Origin of the sequence: Streptococcus mitis (genome assembly GCF_026782865.1) — a bacterium.
GTDB classification, from domain to species: Bacteria; Bacillota; Bacilli; order Lactobacillales; family Streptococcaceae; genus Streptococcus; species Streptococcus mitis_CG.
Map to the genome: position 1 here is coordinate 150092 of NZ_JAKUXK010000006.1, position 20498 is coordinate 170589.

Genomic DNA, 20498 nt, shown 5'->3' on the forward strand with positions numbered 1-20498 from the left:
AGAGAAAATCGTTTTTAAATTGTAAAAATAAAATATATTAAATAGAATAAAAGTTATTCCATGTAACCTCAATATTCTGATAACTAAAACTTCTAAAAGCTTATTATTAAAATAATGTAAACGATTACTGGTTTTATAAATTTATTAAAAATGCAATTAGGAAAGGCTTTTCATTATATCTGTTTTATGTTATAATTATCACAAATAAAAGTTTTAGGAGTTTATCATGGTTTCTTCAGAATTTATCTCAAAGATTGAATTTGCTTGCAAGAAGAAAGAAAGTCTTTATAGTCAAAGCAAATTTAAGTATGCGATTCGTTCTATGTTCGCAGGTGCATTCTTAACTTTCAGTACAGCTGCAGGTGCAGTTGGGGCTGACTTGATTAATAAAATTGCACCAGGTAGTGGACGCTTCCTCTTCCCATTTGTCTTTGCTTGGGGATTGGCCTACATTGTTTTCTTGAATGCCGAGTTGGTAACATCAAACATGATGTTCTTGACTGCTGGTAGTTTCTTGAAAAAAATCTCTTGGAGAAAAACAGCTGAGATTTTACTTTACTGTACCTTGTTTAACCTTATCGGGGCTTTGATAGCAGGTTGGGGCTTTGCTCATTCGGCAGCCTATGCACATCTGACTCACGATAGTTTCATCTCAGGGGTTGTTGAGATGAAGTTAGGCCGTTCAAATGAATTAGTCTTGCTTGAGGCGATTTTGGCAAATATTTTCGTAAATATTGCGATTCTTTCATTTGTTTTGGTCAAAGATAGTGGTGCCAAACTTTGGCTTGTGTTGTCAGCGATTTACATGTTTGTATTCTTAACAAACGAGCACATTGCAGCGAACTTTGCTTCTTTTGCGATTGTAAAATTCAGTGTTGCTGCTGATTCAATTGCTAACTTCGGTGTTGGAAATATGCTTCGTCACTGGGGTGTAACCTTCGTTGGAAACTTGATTGGTGGAGGTCTTTTGATGGGTCTTCCATATGCCTTCCTCAATAAAAATGAAGATACTTATGTAGATTAAGAAAATGAGCACGATTGATTCGTGCCTTTTTTCATTTTTAAAATAAGGTAATAGCTATTTCTTATATCAAAATATAGAAAACTGATATTGGTAAACTATACCTTAAGGTGCTACAATATCCTTAATCAAACTATATGGAGGTCGCCTTATGACTCGTGATTTTAAATTTGAAACTTTGCAACTGCATGCTGGTCAAGTTGTGGATCCAGCTACCAAGTCTCGTGCAGTGCCGATTTATCAAACAACATCCTTTGTTTTTGATGACACGCAGGAAGGTGCAGATCTTTTTGCCTTGAGAAAACCAGGGAACATTTATACTCGTATCACCAACCCTACGACAGCTGCCTTTGAAGAAAGAATTGCTGCCCTTGAAGGTGGTGTTGGAGCTCTTGCAACAGCATCTGGTATGGCCGCAGTAACTTATACTATTTTGGCACTTGCCCATGCTGGTGACCATGTGGTGGCAGCATCAACTATTTACGGTGGAACCTTCAATCTTTTGAAAGAAACCCTTCCTCGTTATGGTATCACAACAACCTTTGTCGATGTGGATAATTTGAAGGAAGTGGAAGCAGCTATCAATGACAATACCAAGCTTATCTTGATTGAAACCTTGGGCAACCCCTTGATTAATATTCCAGATTTGGAAAAATTGGCAGAGATTGCTCATAAGTATCAGATTCCCCTTGTTTCTGACAATACTTTTGCTACACCTTATTTGATTAATGTCTTTTCTCACGGTGTAGATATTGCCATTCACTCTGCGACTAAGTTTATCGGTGGGCATGGTACGACTATTGGAGGAGTAATTGTCGATAGTGGTCGTTTTGACTGGGCAGCTTCAGGAAAATTCCCTCAATTTGTTGAGGAAGACCCAAGCTACCACAATTTGAGCTATACTCGTGATGTGGGTGCAGCAGCCTTTATTATCGCTGTCCGTGTCCAATTGCTTCGTGATACAGGTGCAGCCTTGTCGCCATTTAATGCCTTTCTCTTGCTCCAAGGACTTGAAACCCTTTCTCTTCGTGTCGAACGTCATGTGCAAAATGCAGAGAAAATTGTTGATTTCCTTGTCAACCATCCTAAGGTAGAAAAGGTAAACTATCCAAAACTTGCAGACAGTCCTTATCATGCCTTGGCTGAGAAATACTTGCCAAAAGGTGTGGGCTCAATCTTTACTTTCCATGTCAAAGGTGGGGAGGCAGAAGCACGCAAGGTTATTGATAATTTGGAAATCTTCTCTGACCTTGCAAATGTGGCAGATGCCAAATCTCTTGTTGTCCATCCAGCTACAACAACTCACGGTCAATTGTCAGAAAAAGACCTAGAAGCAGCAGGAGTCACACCAAACCAAATCCGCTTGTCAATCGGACTTGAAAATGTAGATGATTTGATTGAAGACTTGCGATTGGCCTTGGAGAAAATTTAAAGTAAAAGAAGATAAACAGTGGGTTTCGACTCGCTGTTTTTGATTTTCCTTCAGGCATGATATAATGGTTACAGAAGTCTAGAAAGAGGAAAGATATGAACGAAATCAAATGTCCCAACTGTGGGGAAGTCTTTACAGTAAATGAAAGTCAGTATGCTGAACTTTTATCCCAAGTGAGAACAGCAGAGTTTGATAAGGAATTGCACGACCGGATGAAGCAGGAACTGGCTTTGGCAGAGCAAAAATCCATGAATGAACAACAGTCTAAACTGGCTCAAAAAGATAAAGAAATTGCTCAATTGCAGGGTCAAATCCAAAACTTTGATACAGAAAAAGAATTGGCCAAGAAAGAGGTTGAACAGACAAGCCATCAGGCCTTATTGGCTAAGGACAAGGAAGTACAGGCCTTGGAAAACCAATTGGCCACCTTGCGTTTGGAACATGAAAATCAACTACAGAAGACCCTCTCTGACCTAGAAAAAGAACGAGACCAGGTTAAAAATCAGCTTCTCTTGCAAGAAAAAGAAAACGAACTCTCTCTTGCTTCTGTTAAACAAAACTACGAAGCTCAACTCAAGGCAGCTAGTGAACAAGTCGAATTTTATAAGAATTTCAAAGCCCAACAATCTACAAAAGCTATCGGGGAAAGCCTAGAACAGTACGCAGAGAGTGAGTTTAACAAGGTCCGTAGTTTTGCCTTTCCAAATGCCTACTTTGAGAAGGATAACAAGGTTTCAGCGCGTGGGTCTAAGGGGGACTTTATCTTCCGTGAATGTGATGAAAATGGAGTCGAAATCATTTCCATCATGTTTGAGATGAAAAACGAAGCGGATGGAACAGAGAAGAAGCACAAGAACGCGGATTTTTACAAGGAATTGGACAAGGACCGTTGTGAAAAGAACTGCGAATATGCTGTTTTGGTGACCATGCTTGAGGCCGATAATGATTACTTTAACACAGGGATTGTTGACGTCAGCCACGAGTATGAAAAGATGTATGTGGTTCGTCCTCAATTCTTTATCCAGTTGATTGGTCTCTTACGCAATGCGGAGCTAAATTCTCTAAAATACAAGCAGGAGTTGGCCTTAGTTCGTGAACAAAATATCGATATTACACATTTTGAGGAAGACTTGGATGCCTTTAAGTTAGCTTTTGCTAAAAACTATAATTCAGCTTCGACCAACTTTGGTAAAGCTATTGATGAAATCGACAAGGCCATCAAACGCATGGAAGAGGTTAAGAAATTCCTGACAACATCTGAAAACCAACTCCGTCTAGCTAACAACAAATTAGAAGATGTTTCTGTTAAAAAATTGACTCGAAAAAATCCAACCATGAAAGCGAAGTTTGAAGCGCTGAAGGGGGAGTGAGAAAGCAAAAATGAACGGTATTATCAACTTAAAAAAAGAAGCGGGGATGACCTCGCATGATGCGGTTTTTAAACTGCGTAAGATTTTGGGAACTAAGAAGATTGGTCATGGTGGGACCTTGGATCCGGATGTGGTGGGTGTTTTGCCCATTGCGGTTGGCAAGGCGACACGCATGGTTGAGTTTATGCAGGATGAGGGCAAGGTCTATGAGGGTGAAATCACTCTTGGCTATTCAACAACGACCGAGGATGCCAGTGGAGAAGTGGTCGCAGAGACCCCTGTTTTATCGCCCTTGGATGAAAAGCTTGTTGATGAAGCCATTACTAGCTTGACTGGGCCTATTACTCAGATTCCGCCTATGTATTCGGCTGTTAAGGTTAATGGTCGTAAGCTCTATGAGTATGCGCGTGCTGGTCAGGAAGTAGAACGTCCAGAACGTCAGGTGACCATTTATCAATTTGAACGAACAAGTCCGATTTCTTATAATGTCCATCTTGCACGTTTTACTTTCCGTGTGAAATGTAGCAAGGGAACCTATATTCGTACCTTATCGGTTGACTTGGGAGAAAAACTTGGCTATGCTGCCCATATGTCTCAGTTAACTCGTACTAGTGCAGCTGGTTTGCAACTAGAAGATGCTCTTACCTTGGAAGAAATTGCTGAAAAAGTGGAGGCTGTTCAATTGGACTTTCTCCATCCTCTAGAGATTGGGACAGGCGACCTTGTTAAAGTTTTCCTAACTCAAGGAGAGGCTACAGAAGTACGCTTTGGTCGTTTTATCGAGCTCGACCAAACAGAACAAGAATTAGCTGCCTTTGAAGATGACAAATTGCTAGCCATTCTAGAAAAACGGGATAATCTCTATAAGCCAAGGAAGGTTTTTAACTAGTATAATTAGAGTGTAGGATTTGAATTCTTCCCCTAGACTATCCAAAACTAGACTATAAATTTTGCAAAAAATATGATAGAATAGACGACGGATAAAAAAACGGAGGATAGCATGCAAAATAGACCAATCATTATCGGAGTGACAGGTGGTTCTGGTGGAGGTAAGACAAGTGTTTCAAGAGCCATTTTATCGCATTTTCCTGATGAAAAGATTTCCATGATTGAGCATGATTCATACTACAAGGATCAGTCTCATTTGACCTTTGAAGAGCGTGTCAAAACCAACTACGACCATCCTTTTGCCTTTGATACAGACTTGATGATTGAGCAGATTAAGGAATTGTTGGCAGGGCGTCCGGTGGACATCCCGACTTATGACTATACAGAGCATACACGGAGTAGCAAGACCTATCGTCAGGAGCCTCAAGATGTCTTTATCGTTGAGGGGATTTTGGTCTTGGAGGACAAGCGTCTGCGCGATTTGATGGATATCAAGATTTTTGTGGATACGGATGATGATGTGCGCATTATTCGTCGGATTAAACGTGATATGGAAGAGCGTGGCCGTAGCCTTGACAGCGTTATTGACCAGTATCTAGGTGTGGTCAAACCTATGTATCATCAGTTTATCGAACCAACCAAGCGTTATGCTGATATCGTCATTCCTGAGGGAGTCAGCAATACAGTGGCTATTGACCTGTTGACGACCAAGATTGCTAAGATTTTGGAAGAAGCTCGAAATAGTAAATAAACAGATGTGGAGGCCTTGCCTCCTTTTTCTATTTTTCCCTCATAATGGTACATAAATGGAGATTTTTAGGCATATTTTTGGTATAATAATACCCATGAAAGAGCAAGAAAATGAATAGTAGGTGGAGATGGAAAAGTATTTATCGGTAACAACTTTGACCAAGTATCTGAAAATGAAATTCGATAAAGACCCTTACTTGGAACGGGTCTATTTAACTGGTCAAGTTTCCAACTTTCGTAAACGACCTACTCACCAATATTTCTCCCTAAAAGATGACCATGCAGTTATTCAAGCGACCATCTGGTCTGGAATTTATCAGAAATTAGGCTTCGATTTGGAAGAAGGAATGAAAATCAATGTGATTGGGCGTGTGCAGGTCTATGAACCAAGTGGTAGCTACTCCATCATCATTGAAAAGGCAGAGCCTGATGGGGTTGGGGCGCTTGCGATTCAGTTTGAACAACTCAAGAAAAAATTGACAGAAGAAGGCCTGTTTCAAGAACGCTTCAAGCAACCTCTGCCCCGATTTTCTAAGAGAATTGGTGTAGTAACCAGTCGCAGTGGAGCCGTTATTCTAGATATTATCACGACCGTCAGCAGGCGATTTTCAGGTGTTGACATTCTTCTCTATCCGACCAAGGTTCAAGGTGATGGAGCGGCAGAAGAAATCGCTCGGAATATTGCGCGTGCCAATCAACGGGACGATTTGGATTTGCTGATTATTGGTCGTGGTGGAGGTTCTATCGAGGATCTTTGGGCCTTTAACGAAGAAATCGTGGTACGAGCGATTTTTGAATCTCGTTTGCCAATCATTTCTAGTGTGGGGCATGAGACGGATGTGACCCTGGCAGATTTTGTGGCAGATCGCCGCGCTGCCACACCAACGGCGGCAGCTGAACTAGCAACACCTGTGACCAAGTTGGATTTATTAGCTCATTTGCAAAATCAAGAAAAACGGATGGCAACAGCAGTCCGAAATGTCCTATCTAAGAAACAAGAAGCTTTGAAAAAATGCAGTCAGTCAGTCATCTTTAGACAGCCAGAGCGCTTGTATGATGGTTATTTGCAACGTTTGGACCAACTGCAACTGCGATTAAAACAAAGTTTGCGAACACGGATTTCTGATAACAAACAGCTAGTCCAAGCAAGGACATATCAACTGGTCCAATTATCACCTGTTACCAAAATCCAGCGTTATCAAGACAGCCTAGGTCAGTTGGACAAGCTTCTCCGTAGCCAAATGGCGCTGGTTTATGATGCCAAGGTTGCTGAGGTCAAGAGATTATCAGAAGCCTTACTGATGTTGGATACCAGTCGTATCGTGGCGCGTGGCTATGCTATTGTCAAAAAAGAAGATTCCGTAGTTGATTCAGTTGAGAGTTTGAAGAAAAAAGACCAAGTGACGCTTTTGATGCGGGATGGTCAAGTAGAATTAGAGGTTAAAGATGTCAAAACAAAAGAAATTTGAGGAAAATCTAGCAGAACTGGAGACCATTGTCCAAAGTTTGGAAAATGGTGAAATTGCTCTGGAAGATGCGATTGCGGCCTTTCAAAAGGGTATGATCTTGTCAAAAGAGCTCCAAGCTACGCTGGACAAGGCTGAAAAGACCTTGGTCAAGGTCATGCAAGAAGACGGAACAGAAAGTGATTTTGAATGAAAAAGCAAGAAAAATTAGCTCTTGTCCAGTCGGCTTTGGAAGACTTTTATGGAGACCAGCAGTTTGCCTCTAGTTTGCGAGAGTCTGTTCTCTATTCCATTCATGCTGGTGGCAAGCGTATTCGACCTTTTCTCTTGTTAGAAGTTCTGGAAGCCTTGCATATTGCCATCAAACCTGCCCACGCACAGGTGGCTGCTGCCTTGGAAATGATTCATACAGGGAGCTTGATTCATGACGATCTTCCAGCTATGGATGATGATGATTACCGTCGGGGACGATTGACCAATCACAAGAAATTCGGTGAAGCTATGGCCATTTTGGCTGGAGATGCTTTGTTCCTAGATCCCTATGCCTTGATAGCGCAGGCAGATTTGCCAAGTCAAATCAAGGTGGACTTGATTGTCAACTTATCCCTTGCTTCAGGTAGTCTGGGTATGGTGGCAGGGCAGGTTTTGGACATGGAGGGTGAACACCAGCACTTGTCTTTGGAAGAACTCCAGACTATTCATGCTAATAAGACTGGAAAACTACTAGCCTATCCCTTCCAAGCAGCTGCTATTATTGCTGAATTGGCTCCTGAAATGCAGGTGAGGCTGAAAACTGTTGGTGAATTGATTGGGCTTGCTTTTCAAGTTCGAGATGACGTACTGGATGTGACAGCTAGTTTTGAGGAAATCGGTAAGACACCTCAAAAGGATTTACAGGCTGAAAAATCAACCTATCCAGCCTTGTTGGGCTTGGAAGAGGCTATTGCCTTTTGTAACCAGACTTTGGATCAGGCTAATGCAAAATTAGAAGAAATTACCCAGCAGGTTTCCTTTGAAATAGAATCGATTGTGAAAGTAGTAGAAAGTTTGAGAATCAATGGCTAAGGAAAGAGTGGATGTGCTAGCTTATAAACAGGGCTTGTTTGAAACGAGAGAGCAGGCCAAGCGCGGTGTGATGGCTGGCCTAGTCGTAGCAGTTCTTAACGGAGAGCGGTTTGACAAGCCAGGAGAGAAAATTCCAGATGACACCGAGCTAAAACTCAAGGGAGAGAAACTCAAGTATGTTAGCCGTGGTGGTTTAAAACTGGAGAAGGCCTTGAAGGTCTTTGATTTGTCAGTGGAAGGAGCTACAACGATTGATATTGGTGCTTCTACTGGAGGTTTTACCGATGTCATGTTGCAAAATGGTGCTGAATTAGTCTTTGCAGTTGATGTTGGTACCAATCAGTTGGCTTGGAAATTACGCCAAGACCCACGAGTTGTCAGCATGGAGCAGTTCAATTTCCGCTATGCAGAAAAGACTGATTTTGAAAAGGAACCGAGCTTTGCCAGTATTGATGTGAGTTTCATTTCTCTCAGTTTGATCCTTCCGGCCTTGCATCGTGTCTTGGTTGAACAAGGTCAGGTCGTGGCTTTGGTTAAGCCCCAGTTTGAGGCAGGACGTGAGCAAATTGGAAAAAATGGAATCATTCGCGATGCCAAGGTTCATCAACATGTCCTTGAATCTGTCACAGCTATGGCAGTAGAGGAAGGCTTTTCAGTTCTTGGTTTGGACTTTTCTCCCATCCAAGGCGGTCATGGAAATATTGAGTTTTTAGCGTATTTGAAAAAAGAAGAGTCAGCAAGCAATCAGGTTCTGGCTGATATTGAAGAAGTAGTAGAGAGGGCGCATAGTCAATTTAAAAATGAATAAAAAAGAGAGACTTGAAAAAATTAGACGATTTGTGACAGATTATCAAATCGGTACACAAGAAGAAATCGTAGAACATTTGAAAGAAGCAGGTATCACTGCCACTCAAGCGACGGTATCCCGAGATATCAAAGAGCTAGGTATTGTCAAAATTCCTTTGAGAGACAATACCTATGTCTATGAATTGCCAAAATCAATCGTGAAAAGTTTGCAACTGGCTGAAGACAATATCGAATCGGCAGAATTGATGGACAAGATGATCAATCTCCAAGTCATCCCAGGAAATACAGCTTTTGTAAAAGCTCAGTTAACCGAGACTTTTGCGGATAAGATTTTTAGCTGTTTAGCTGATGATAGCTCGATTTTAGTCATTGCCAGAAGTGAAAGTCTAGCTGAGGAAATCTTTGAACAAGTAAAAAATTGGTAGGTCTATATGTTACTTGAAATTTCGATAAAAAACTTTGCCATTATTGAGGCTATTTCCCTCAATTTTGAAAAGGGGATGACTGTCCTGACTGGTGAAACGGGTGCAGGGAAGTCGATTATCATTGATGCCATGAATATGATGTTGGGAGCTCGTGCGACGACAGATGTTATTCGTCATGGTGCGCCAAAGGCAGAGATTGAGGGGCTTTTCTCAGTTGAGAATAGTCGCCTTTTACAGGAAATTTTTGATGAGCAAGGTTTGGAAATGGGTGATGAAATTATCATCCGTCGAGAAATCTTGCAAAATGGTCGTAGTATCAGCCGTGTGAATGGCCAGATGGTCAATCTGTCTGTTTTGCGTGCTATTGGGCAACATCTGGTAGATATTCATGGTCAACATGACCAAGAAGAGTTAATGCGTCCCCAACTGCATATCCAGATGTTGGATGAATTTGGCGATGCAGCTTTTTGGGCCTTGAAAGAAACCTATCAAACGAGTTTTGATGCCTATCGAAAAATGCGCAAGCAGGTTCTGGAAGTCAAGAAAAACCAACAGGAACACAAGGCACGTATTGAAATGTTGGAATTTCAAATGGCAGAGATTGAGGCGGCAAACTTGCAGGCTGGAGAAGACCTGGTTCTAAATCAAGAGCGAGAGAAGCTCCTCAACCATAAAAACATTGCGGATACGCTGACCAATGCTTATAGCATGTTGGTCAATGAAGATTTTTCAAGTCTGGCCAATGTTCGTTCAGCCATGAATGATATGGAAAGTGTCGAAGAGTATGATCCTGAATACCGTGAAATTTCAAGCTCACTGTCTGAGACCTACTATGTCTTAGAAGACATTAGCAAACGTTTGGAAGCTATCATTGAGGACCTTGATTTTGACGGCAATCGTCTCATGCAGGTTGAGAATCGTTTGGACCTCCTTCATACCATTACCCGTAAGTATGGTGGAACTGTAGATGATGTCTTGCTTTATTTTGCCAAGATTACGGAAGAATACAATCTCTTGACAGGCAATAATCTTTCTTCTGAGGACATGGAAGCAGAGCTCAAGAAATTGGAAGTCAATCTTGTTGATTTGGCAGGCCAGCTTGCATCTGCTCGTCATGACTTGGCTCAGCAGCTTGAAGCTGAGATTAAACAAGAACTGCAGGACCTCTATATGGAAAAAGCCCAGTTTCAGGTTCGTTTTAGCAAGGGCAAATTCAGTCGTGAGGGAAATGAAATGGTTGAGTTTTACATTTCAACTAATCCTGGTGAAGACTTTAAACCCTTGGTTAAGGTTGCATCTGGTGGAGAATTGTCTCGTCTCATGCTAGCCATTAAGTCTGCCTTTTCACGTAAAGAAGGCAAGACAAGTATTGTCTTTGATGAAGTGGATACAGGAGTTTCAGGTCGTGTAGCTCAGGCCATTGCACAGAAGATTCACAAGATTGGCCAACATGGTCAGGTTCTGGCTATTTCCCATTTGCCACAAGTGATTGCGATTGCGGATTATCAATTCTTTATTGAGAAGATTAGCAATGAGCATTCAACAGTTTCGACTGTTCGTCTCTTGACGATTGAAGAGCGAGTCGAGGAAGTTGCTAAGATGTTGGCAGGTGATGATGTGACGGAAGCAGCCCTGACGCAAGCCAGAGAATTGTTGAGAAACAGGGAGAAATAAGATGACAGACTATTATGTAATTGGAGATGTTCACGGAAAAGCTGGGATGCTGGAAGACCTTCTCAAAACATGGAATGGTCAGGCCCAGTTGCTCTTTCTAGGGGACTTGATTGACCGTGGTGAAGATAGTTGCCGTGTCCTAGAGATGGTTAAGGACTTGGTCGATAATCAAGGGGCTATCTGTTTGTCAGGAAATCACGAGTATATGTTTTTGACTTGGCTAGATGACCCAGAAGAAAGTTATGACCACTATCGTCGTAATGGTGGAGATACAACTATTAACTCTATCCTAGGTCGTCCCTTGGATGCACCGGTTGATGGGGTAGAAGATGCCAAGCGTGTTGCTACTGAAGCAGCAGACTTGGTCGAATTTATTCGTCAAATGCCATTTGTGGTAGAGACAGACAAGTATATCTTTGTTCACGCAGGTATTGATTTGACCTTGGATGACTGGCATGAAACCACAGATTATAAAAAAGTATGGCTCAGAAAACCATTCCACGAAGCAGAAAATCATACTGGAAAAACCATTGTCTTTGGCCATACACCGGTTTATGGTTTGTTAAAGCAAGAGCGAGGTACAGCTGAGCTTTGGACTACAGAAGATGGCAAGATTGGAATGGATGGAGGAGCTGTTTACGGTGGTGTCCTTCATGGGATTGTCTTTACGGACCAAGGAATGACAGAACACCACTTTATCGAAAATGACGGCTTTGTCGCTGAAGATTAGTACTCCTAGCAGGGTATGGTCTTGTCAAAATGTCAAAAACAATTTATAATAAATAGATACCCTGAAAGGAAGAGAATCATGAACTTAGAAGAATTGAAAAAACGACAGGAGAAGATCCGTAACTTCTCTATTATCGCTCATATTGACCACGGGAAATCGACTCTTGCAGACCGCATTTTGGAAAAAACAGAAACCGTTTCAAGCCGTGAAATGCAGGCCCAGCTTTTGGATAGCATGGATTTAGAACGGGAACGTGGGATTACCATTAAGTTGAATGCCATTGAGCTGAATTATACTGCAAAAGATGGGGAGACCTATATCTTCCACTTGATTGACACGCCTGGACATGTGGACTTTACCTATGAAGTTTCACGTTCGCTCGCTGCCTGTGAGGGAGCGATTCTGGTGGTCGATGCTGCTCAAGGTATTGAGGCTCAAACCCTTGCTAACGTTTATCTGGCCTTGGACAATGATTTGGAAATCATGCCAGTCATTAACAAAATTGACCTACCAGCTGCAGATCCTGAGCGCGTGCGTACAGAGATTGAAGATGTCATTGGATTGGATGCCAGCGAAGCAGTTTTGGCTTCTGCTAAGGCTGGAATCGGTATTGAAGAAATCCTCGAGCAAATCGTAGAAAAAGTACCAGCACCAACAGGTGATGTGACGGCGCCACTTAAGGCCTTGATTTTCGACTCTGTTTACGATGCTTACCGTGGGGTTATCCTCCAAGTTCGTGTCATGGATGGGGTTGTTAAACCTGGGGATAAGATTCAGCTCATGAGCAATGGCAAGACCTTTGATGTGACAGAAGTTGGTATTTTTACACCCAAAGCAGTTGGTCGTGATTTCCTTGCTACTGGTGACGTTGGTTATATTGCAGCTTCTATCAAGACGGTTCAGGACACTCGTGTGGGTGATACCGTTACCTTGGCAACCAATCCTGCGGCAGAGCCATTACATGGTTACAAGCAGATGAATCCTATGGTTTTTGCAGGTCTCTACCCAATTGAGTCAAACAAGTATAATGATCTACGTGAAGCCCTTGAAAAATTGCAACTGAATGATGCTAGTCTCCAATTTGAACCAGAAACATCTCAGGCACTTGGATTTGGTTTCCGTTGTGGTTTCCTTGGACTTCTCCATATGGATGTTATCCAAGAACGTTTGGAACGTGAGTTTAATATTGACCTTATCATGACAGCTCCATCTGTTATCTATAAGGTCAACTTGACCGACGGCGAGTCTATGGATGTGTCTAACCCATCTGAGTTCCCAGATCCTACCAAGATTGCGACCATTGAAGAGCCTTATGTTAAGGCGCAAATCATGGTGCCACAGGAGTTTGTCGGAGCAGTGATGGAATTAGCTCAGCGCAAGCGTGGTGACTTTGTGACGATGGACTATATCGATGATAACCGTGTCAATGTTATCTATCAAATTCCACTGGCTGAAATCGTCTTTGATTTCTTTGATAAGCTTAAGTCTTCGACACGTGGTTATGCAAGTTTTGACTACGAATTGTCAGAATATCGCCCATCTAAGCTGGTGAAAATGGATATCCTTCTCAATGGAGACAAGGTGGATGCCCTTAGCTTTATCGTTCACAAGGATTTTGCCTACGAACGTGGGAAACTCATCGTTGATAAGCTCAAGAAAATCATTCCTCGCCAACAATTTGAGGTTCCTATCCAAGCAGCTATTGGACACAAGATTGTAGCTCGTACTGATATCAAGGCCCTTCGTAAGAACGTACTTGCTAAATGTTATGGTGGTGACGTTTCTCGTAAACGCAAACTCCTTGAAAAACAAAAAGCAGGTAAGAAGCGCATGAAAGCTATCGGATCAGTAGAAGTTCCACAAGAAGCCTTCCTCAGCGTTTTGAGCATGGATGAAGAGTAGAAGTATAAAGAAAAGCATTTTATAGTTGATAGACTTTAAATATCAAACAACAAAGATAAATAAAAGAAGATCAAATGGTCTTCTTTTTAATTTGTTTTACGAATAGATAGATGAGTAGAAAAAGAAATGGAGATATTTATGAAAATAACAAACTATGAAATCTATAAGTTGAAAAAATCAGGTTTGACCAATCAACAGATTTTGAATGTCCTAGAATACGGTGAAAATGTCGATCAGGAACTTTTATTGGGTGACATTGCAGAAATTTCAGGTTGCCGAAATCCAGCTGTTTTTATGGAACGTTATTTTCAGATAGACGATGCGCATTTGGAAAAGGAGTTTCAAAAATTTCCATCTTTCTCTATTTTAGATGACTGTTACCCTTGGGATTTAAGTGAAATATACGATGCTCCTGTGCTTTTATTTTACAAGGGAAATCTTGACCTCTTGAAATTCCCGAAGGTAGCAGTCATAGGAAGTCGTGCTTGTAGCAAACAGGGAGCTAAGTCAGTTGAAAAAGTCATTCAGGGCTTGGAAAATGAACTGGTTATCGTCAGTGGATTAGCTAAGGGCATTGACACAGCAGCTCATAAGGCAACTCTTCAGAATGGCGGAAAAACCATTGCAGTGATTGGAACAGGACTGGATGTGTTTTATCCTAAAGCCAATAAACGCTTGCAAGACTACATCGGCAATGAGCATCTGGTTCTCAGTGAATATGGACCTGGCGAACAACCTCTGAAATTTCATTTTCCTGCCCGCAATCGCATCATTGCTGGACTTTGTCGTGGTGTGATTGTAGCAGAGGCTAAGATGCGCTCAGGTAGTCTCATTACCTGTGAGCGAGCAATGGAGGAAGGGCGCGATGTTTTTGCTATTCCTGGTAGTATTTTAGATGGACTATCAGACGGTTGCCATCATTTGATTCAAGAAGGGGCAAAATTGGTCACAAGCGGGCAAGATGTTCTTGCGGAATTTGAATTTTAAGACGAAAGTTCGCTTACTAGACAAACTTTTCTTCTATATATAGGAGCTAAGTCTTGACAGTTATGGCAAAATGGTTTACACTTTATAAAGTTTATTACTTTGAAAAGGTGTGATACTGTGGCTACGGCAACAAAAAAGAAAAAATCAACAGTTAAAAAAAATCTAGTAATCGTGGAGTCGCCTGCTAAGGCCAAGACGATTGAAAAATATCTAGGCAGAAACTACAAGGTTTTAGCCAGTGTCGGGCATATCCGTGATTTGAAGAAATCCAGTATGTCAGTCGATATTGAAAATAATTATGAACCGCAATATATCAATATCCGAGGAAAAGGTCCTCTTATCAATGACTTGAAAAAAGAAGCCAAAAAAGCTAATAAAGTCTTTCTGGCGAGTGACCCGGACCGTGAAGGAGAAGCGATTTCTTGGCATTTGGCCCATATTCTCAACTTGGATGAAAATGATGCTAACCGTGTGGTCTTCAATGAAATCACTAAGGATGCAGTCAAAAATGCTTTTAAAGAACCGCGTAAGATTGATATGGACTTGGTCGATGCCCAACAGGCTCGTCGTGTCTTGGACCGCTTGGTAGGCTATTCGATTTCGCCTATTTTGTGGAAAAAGGTCAAGAAGGGCTTGTCAGCAGGTCGCGTTCAGTCTATTGCGCTTAAGTTAATCATTGACCGTGAGAATGAAATCAATGCCTTCCAACCAGAAGAGTATTGGACAATTGATGGTGTCTTTAAAAAGGGAACCAAGCAATTTCAAGCTTCCTTCTATGGAGTGGACGGTAAAAAGCTGAAACTGACTAGCAATGATGAGGTCAAGGAAGTCTTATCTCGTCTGACTAGCAAAGATTTTTCAGTGGATCAGGTAGATAAGAAAGAGCGCAAACGCAATGCTCCATTACCCTATACCACTTCATCTATGCAGATGGATGCTGCCAATAAAATCAATTTCCGTACTCGAAAGACCATGATGGTTGCCCAACAGCTCTATGAAGGAATTAATATCGGTTCTGGTGTCCAAGGTTTGATTACCTATATGCGTACCGATTCAACTCGTATCAGTCCTGTAGCGCAAAATGAAGCAGCAAGTTTCATTACGGATCGTTTTGGTAGCAAGTATTCTAAGCATGGTAGCAAGGTCAAAAATGCATCAGGTGCTCAGGATGCCCATGAGGCTATTCGCCCGTCTAGCGTTTTTAATACACCTGAAAGCATCGCTAAGTATCTGGACAAGGATCAGCTCAAGCTTTATACTCTTATCTGGAATCGTTTTGTAGCGAGCCAGATGACAGCTGCTGTCTTTGATACTATGGCTGTTAAATTGTCTCAAAATGGAGTTCAATTTGCTGCCAATGGTAGCCAGGTTAAGTTTGATGGTTATCTGGCCATTTATAATGATTCTGACAAGAATAAGATGTTACCGGACATGGCTGTTGGAGATGTGGTTAAGCAGGTCAATAGCAAACCAGAGCAACATTTCACTCAACCACCTGCTCGCTATTCTGAAGCGACCCTTATCAAGACCTTGGAGGAAAATGGGGTTGGACGTCCGTCAACCTACGCACCAACCATTGAAACCATTCAGAAACGTTATTATGTTCGCCTTGCAGCCAAACGTTTTGAACCAACAGAGTTGGGAGAAATTGTTAACAAGCTCATCGTTGAATATTTCCCAGATATCGTAAACGTGACCTTTACAGCTGAAATGGAAGGCAAACTGGATGATGTCGAAGTCGGAAAAGAGCAGTGGCAACGTGTCATTGATGCCTTTTACAAACCCTTCTCTAAAGAGGTTGCCAAGGCTGAAGAAGAAATGGAGAAAATCCAGATCAAGGATGAACCAGCTGGATTTGATTGTGAAGTGTGTGGCAGTCCAATGGTCATTAAACTTGGTCGATTTGGTAAGTTCTACGCTTGTAGCAATTTCCCAGATTGCCGTCATACCCAAGCAATCGTGAAAGAGATTGGTGTTGAGTGTCCAAGTTGTCATCAGGGACAAATCATTGAGCGTAAAACAAAGCGTAACCGTCTCTTCTATGGTTGCAATCGCTATCCAGAATGTGAATTTACCTCTTGGGACAAGCCTGTTGGTCGTGACTGTCCAAAATGTGGCAACTTCCTTATGGAGAAAAAAGTCCGTGGTGGTGGCAAGCAGGTTGTTTGTAGCAAAGGTGACTACGAGGAAGAAAAGATTAAATAAGAGGAGAGTCCTGAAAGTAAATTTCAGGCTCTTTTTGGTTAGAACTTGACAAAATTCATCATTTTATGCGAAACTAGAAGAAGATTATTTTAACTAGGAGAAGTTATGCGTCTTATCTATTTGATAATTGGTTTTTTATCATTGGCCTTGGCTATTATTGGGGTTGTTTTGCCCTTGCTGCCCACAACGCCTTTTCTTTTGTTGTCTATTGCTTGTTTCTCAAAAAGTTCCAAGCGCTTCGAAGACTGGCTTTATCATACTAAGCTCTATCAAGCATATGTGGCTGATTTTCGCGAGACTAAGTCTATTGCGCGTGAACGAAAGAAAAAAATTATCGTATCTATCTACATTTTGATGGGAATTTCCATTTATTTTGCCCCTCTCTTACCAGTCAAAATTGGTCTCGGAGCCTTGACCATCTTTATCACTTATTATCTCTTCAAGGTCATTCCGGACAAAGAATAAAAAATAGTAACTATTTTCCTTGATATAAATAAAAGCATATTTACGATAATATGATATAATAAATTCAAAGTAATAATCAAGGAGAATCAAATGATTTACGAATTTTGTGCTGAAAATGTGACCTTGCTTGAAAAAGCGATGGAGGCTGGAGCTCGTCGAATCGAACTTTGTGACAATCTAGCAGTTGGTGGGACAACTCCCAGCTATGGAGTGACCAAGGCAGCGGTTGAATTGGCAGCTAACTACGATACGACCATCATGACCATGATTCGTCCACGTGGTGGCGACTTTGTCTACAATGACCTAGAAATTGCTATTATGCTAGAAGACATTCGTTTGACTGCTCAATCTGGCAGTCAAGGAGTTGTATTTGGGGCTTTAACTGCTGATAAGAAGTTGGATAAACCTAATCTTGAAAAGTTAATTACTGCATCAAAAGGAATGGAAATTGTCTTCCACATGGCCTTTGATGAATTGAGCGATGAAGATCAACTGGAAGCTATTGACTGGCTCAGCCAAGCTGGAGTAACTCGTATCTTAACTCGTGCTGGTGTGTCTGGGGATTCCTTAGAAAAACGTTTTGCTCACTATCACAGAATTTTGGAACATGCTAAAGGTAAGATTGAAATTCTACCAGGTGGGGGGATTGACCTTGGCAACCGTCAAACCTTTATCGACCAGCTAGGTGTGACACAATTGCATGGAACCAAGGTTGTCTTTTAAAAAATAGAAAGGAACTGCTAGCTTTTGGTAGCAGTTTTCACTTATGTTTGAAATTTTTAAATCCTATCAATTTAATAAAGAAAAGGCTCATGCTTATGGTTTTGTAGAAAATAGGGGAGTTTGGACCTATAGTTGCCAGATTTTGCAAGGTGACTTTGTCATGACTGTATCCATCACTGCTGATAATGTGAGCTTTCAAGTCTTTGATCAGGAAACCGGTGACCTCTATCCACAAGTCCATATGGAAAGTTTTAAAGGAAGTTTTGTTGCAAGTGTCCGTGAGGCTTGTCTGGAGATTCTCTACCAGATTCGGAAGGCTTGTTTTGAGGTACAGGATTTTATCTGCCCTCAGACTAAGCGAATCATGACTCAAGTTCAGGAAAAGTATGGTAATCAGTTGGAGTATTTGTGGGAGAAATCGCCTGATACGGCAGTGTTAAGACACGAAGGCAATAAAAAGTGGTATGCTGTCTTGATGAAAATATCTTGGGATAAGCTGGAAAAGGACAGAGAAGGGCTAGTCGAAGCTGTCAACCTCAAAAACAATCAAGTGGCTGACTTGCTTTCACAAAAGGGTATTTATCCTGCCTTTCATATGAACAAACGCTACTGGATTAGTCTTACTCTTGATGATAGTTTATCTGATGATGACGTTCTAGATTTGCTAGAAATCAGTTGGAATTTGACTTTGAAAAAGTAAGGAAATTCCCTTGTGTTTTCAAATGCTTTCAATTAGCAAAATATTCTTTACTGAAGAAATTTTCAGAAAATATTGGATTTTTTCTTGACATGAGATTATTCCTATGCTAAAATACTTAACAAGACATCAAACGAAGGAGAAAGTCAAACATGAAAACAGCTAAGTTTAATCAATTTGCTTTGTTGTTGAGGTACTCGGGCTAGTGCAAAAAGCATTAGTCCTGTTTGGCTTACCAAGCGGGAGTAAATCAACATCTCGCTTGGATTTCTAAGCGAGATGTTTTTTTAAAACCATATTTGGAAAAGGGGAAATCTTATGCGAACAGTTGAATTTCTAGATACTAGCCTTCGGGATGGAGAGCAGACACCTGGTGTTAATTTTTCAATCAAGGAAAAAATTGCCATTGCAAGACAGCTGGAGAAATGGGGCATTTCAGCAATTGAAGCTGGTTTTCCGGCAGCGAGTCCTGATTCATTTACAGCAGTGCAGGAGATTGCTAAAGTCTTGAAGAAAACAGCGGTGACTGGTTTGGCACGATCTGTCAAGTCTGATATTGATGCTTGTTATGAGGCGCTAAAGGATGCCAAGTATCCACAGGTTCACGTCTTTATCGCTACCAGTCCGATTCATCGTAAGTATAAGCTTAATAAGAGCAAGGAAGAGATTTTAGAAGCTATTAAGGAGCATGTTTCTTACGCACGTTCTAAGTTTGGAGTGGTCGAATTCTCTCCTGAAGATGCGACTAGAACAGAGTTGGATTTCCTCCTGCAAGTTGTTCAAACAGCGGTTGATGCAGGTGCGTCTTATATCAATATCCCTGATACGGTAGGATTTACCACACCAGAGGAATACGGAGCTATCTTCAAACACTTGATTGAGAATGTCAAGACGTCTCGTCAGATTATCTATTCACCACACTGTCATGATGACCTCGGAATGGCAGTTGCTAATAGCCTTGCTGCTGTCAAGAATGGGGCAGGACGTGTCGAAGGAACTATCAACGGTATTGGTGAGCGAGCTGGCAATGCTGCTTTGGAAGAAATAGCAGTGGCCCTCAATATTCGCCAAGATTACTATCAAGCAGATACCAGTATTGTCTTAAATGAGACCATCAATACGTCAGAAATGGTTTCTCGCTTCTCAGGAATTCCAGTTCCTAAAAACAAGGCTGTGGTCGGTGGCAATGCCTTCTCTCACGAATCGGGTATTCATCAAGATGGAGTCCTTAAAAATCCTCTCACTTATGAGATCATCACACCTGAATTGGTTGGTGTTAAGAGTAATAGTCTCCCACTTGGAAAATTGTCAGGTCGCCATGCCTTTGTCGAGAAACTAAGAGAATTGGCCCTAGACTTTACAGAAGAGGACATCAAACCACTCTTCGCTAAGTTCAAGGCACTGGCCGACAAGAAACAAGAAATAACAGATGCAGATATTCGTGCTCTGGTAGCTGGAACCATGGTTGAAAATCCAGAAGGCTTCCACTTTGATGATTTACAACTGCAAACCCATGCAGATAATGACATTGAAGCGCTCGTTAGTCTAGCTAATATGGATGGTGAGAAAGTCGAGTTCAATGCGACAGGACAAGGATCTGTTGAGGCTATATTTAATGCTATCGATAAGTTCTTTAATCAATCCGTCCGTTTGGTGTCCTACACCATTGATGCTGTGACAGATGGAATTGATGCCCAGGCTCGGGTCTTGGTCACTGTTGAAAACAGAGATACAGAAACCATCTTTAACGCAGCAGGTCTCGATTTCGATGTGTTGAAAGCTTCGGCTATTGCCTACATCAATGCTAATACCTTTGTTCAAAAAGAGAATGCTGGTGAGATGGGACGTAGCGTTTCCTATCGAGATATGCCTAGCGTGTAAAGGAGAATGC

The 20498-nt window shown here is 41.6% G+C and carries 19 protein-coding genes; all 19 read left to right on the top strand.

From position 1 onward, the window contains the following. Positions 1 to 226 precede the first annotated feature (226 nt). The 19 genes from MK482_RS05430 to MK482_RS05520 all read left to right on the top strand — a co-directional run bounded on the left by MK482_RS05430 (position 227) and on the right by MK482_RS05520 (position 20488). Positions 227 to 1024 (top strand): formate/nitrite transporter family protein, encoded by a 798-nt coding sequence (locus MK482_RS05430; RefSeq protein WP_000254777.1) that lies wholly within the window; start codon positions 227 to 229, stop codon positions 1022 to 1024. Between the two features lie 148 nt (positions 1025 to 1172). After that, positions 1173 to 2453, top strand: coding sequence for an O-acetylhomoserine aminocarboxypropyltransferase/cysteine synthase family protein (locus tag MK482_RS05435; RefSeq protein ID WP_268718186.1), 1281 nt, complete (start codon positions 1173 to 1175; stop codon positions 2451 to 2453). Between the two features lie 95 nt (positions 2454 to 2548). Next, a complete protein-coding gene (locus tag MK482_RS05440; RefSeq protein WP_268718187.1) occupies positions 2549 to 3823 on the top strand; it encodes a DUF2130 domain-containing protein in 1275 nt (424 codons plus the stop codon). A gap of 10 nt (positions 3824 to 3833) precedes the next feature. Beyond that, positions 3834 to 4712 (top strand): tRNA pseudouridine(55) synthase TruB, encoded by an 879-nt coding sequence (gene truB / locus MK482_RS05445; RefSeq protein WP_268718188.1) that lies wholly within the window; start codon positions 3834 to 3836, stop codon positions 4710 to 4712. 111 nt (positions 4713 to 4823) lie between these two features. Beyond that, on the top strand, positions 4824 to 5462 hold the full coding sequence (gene udk, locus MK482_RS05450; RefSeq protein WP_001181376.1) for a uridine kinase: 639 nt from the start codon (positions 4824 to 4826) through the stop codon (positions 5460 to 5462). Between the two features lie 127 nt (positions 5463 to 5589). Next, positions 5590 to 6930 carry an exodeoxyribonuclease VII large subunit gene (gene xseA / locus MK482_RS05455; RefSeq protein WP_268718189.1) on the top strand — a complete coding sequence of 447 codons (1341 nt, stop codon included), beginning with the start codon at positions 5590 to 5592 and terminating at the stop codon, positions 6928 to 6930. Next, positions 6908 to 7120: an exodeoxyribonuclease VII small subunit gene (locus MK482_RS05460; RefSeq protein WP_033629613.1), complete on the top strand. Its 213-nt coding sequence runs from the start codon at positions 6908 to 6910 to the stop codon at positions 7118 to 7120. The genes xseA and MK482_RS05460 overlap by 23 nt, the downstream gene beginning before the upstream one ends. Next, a complete protein-coding gene (locus MK482_RS05465; RefSeq protein WP_268718190.1) occupies positions 7117 to 7992 on the top strand; it encodes a polyprenyl synthetase family protein in 876 nt (291 codons plus the stop codon). The genes MK482_RS05460 and MK482_RS05465 overlap by 4 nt, the downstream gene beginning before the upstream one ends. Then, positions 7985 to 8800, top strand: coding sequence for a TlyA family RNA methyltransferase (locus tag MK482_RS05470; RefSeq protein WP_268718191.1), 816 nt, complete (start codon positions 7985 to 7987; stop codon positions 8798 to 8800). Before MK482_RS05465 ends, MK482_RS05470 begins: the two co-directional genes overlap by 8 nt. Continuing rightward, positions 8793 to 9224, top strand: a complete 432-nt coding sequence (locus MK482_RS05475) for an arginine repressor (protein ID WP_001034401.1) — start codon at positions 8793 to 8795, stop codon at positions 9222 to 9224. The genes MK482_RS05470 and MK482_RS05475 overlap by 8 nt, the downstream gene beginning before the upstream one ends. A gap of 6 nt (positions 9225 to 9230) precedes the next feature. Beyond that, a complete protein-coding gene (recN, locus tag MK482_RS05480; protein WP_268718192.1) occupies positions 9231 to 10898 on the top strand; it encodes a DNA repair protein RecN in 1668 nt (555 codons plus the stop codon). Between the two features lies 1 nt (position 10899). Then, the gene (locus MK482_RS05485; RefSeq protein ID WP_268718193.1) at positions 10900 to 11628 is read left to right on the top strand and encodes a metallophosphoesterase family protein; all 729 of its coding nucleotides are present in this window, start codon (positions 10900 to 10902) and stop codon (positions 11626 to 11628) included. 78 nt (positions 11629 to 11706) lie between these two features. Continuing rightward, the gene (lepA, locus tag MK482_RS05490; RefSeq protein ID WP_001047207.1) at positions 11707 to 13530 is read left to right on the top strand and encodes a translation elongation factor 4; all 1824 of its coding nucleotides are present in this window, start codon (positions 11707 to 11709) and stop codon (positions 13528 to 13530) included. 138 nt (positions 13531 to 13668) lie between these two features. Next, positions 13669 to 14517, top strand: a complete 849-nt coding sequence (dprA, locus tag MK482_RS05495) for a DNA-processing protein DprA (protein ID WP_268718194.1) — start codon at positions 13669 to 13671, stop codon at positions 14515 to 14517. Positions 14518 to 14634: 117 nt separating this feature from the next. Next, positions 14635 to 16722, top strand: coding sequence for a type I DNA topoisomerase (gene topA, locus MK482_RS05500; RefSeq protein ID WP_000179659.1), 2088 nt, complete (start codon positions 14635 to 14637; stop codon positions 16720 to 16722). Positions 16723 to 16827: 105 nt separating this feature from the next. Next, positions 16828 to 17187, top strand: coding sequence for a YbaN family protein (locus MK482_RS05505; protein ID WP_084863353.1), 360 nt, complete (start codon positions 16828 to 16830; stop codon positions 17185 to 17187). Positions 17188 to 17277: 90 nt separating this feature from the next. Next, complete coding sequence (locus MK482_RS05510) at positions 17278 to 17910, top strand: copper homeostasis protein CutC (RefSeq protein WP_268718195.1); 633 nt, start codon at positions 17278 to 17280, stop codon at positions 17908 to 17910. 43 nt (positions 17911 to 17953) lie between these two features. Next, positions 17954 to 18610 (top strand): MmcQ/YjbR family DNA-binding protein, encoded by a 657-nt coding sequence (locus MK482_RS05515; protein ID WP_268718196.1) that lies wholly within the window; start codon positions 17954 to 17956, stop codon positions 18608 to 18610. Positions 18611 to 18925: 315 nt separating this feature from the next. Then, complete coding sequence (locus MK482_RS05520) at positions 18926 to 20488, top strand: 2-isopropylmalate synthase (protein ID WP_268718197.1); 1563 nt, start codon at positions 18926 to 18928, stop codon at positions 20486 to 20488. The last annotated feature ends 10 nt before the right edge of the window (positions 20489 to 20498 follow it).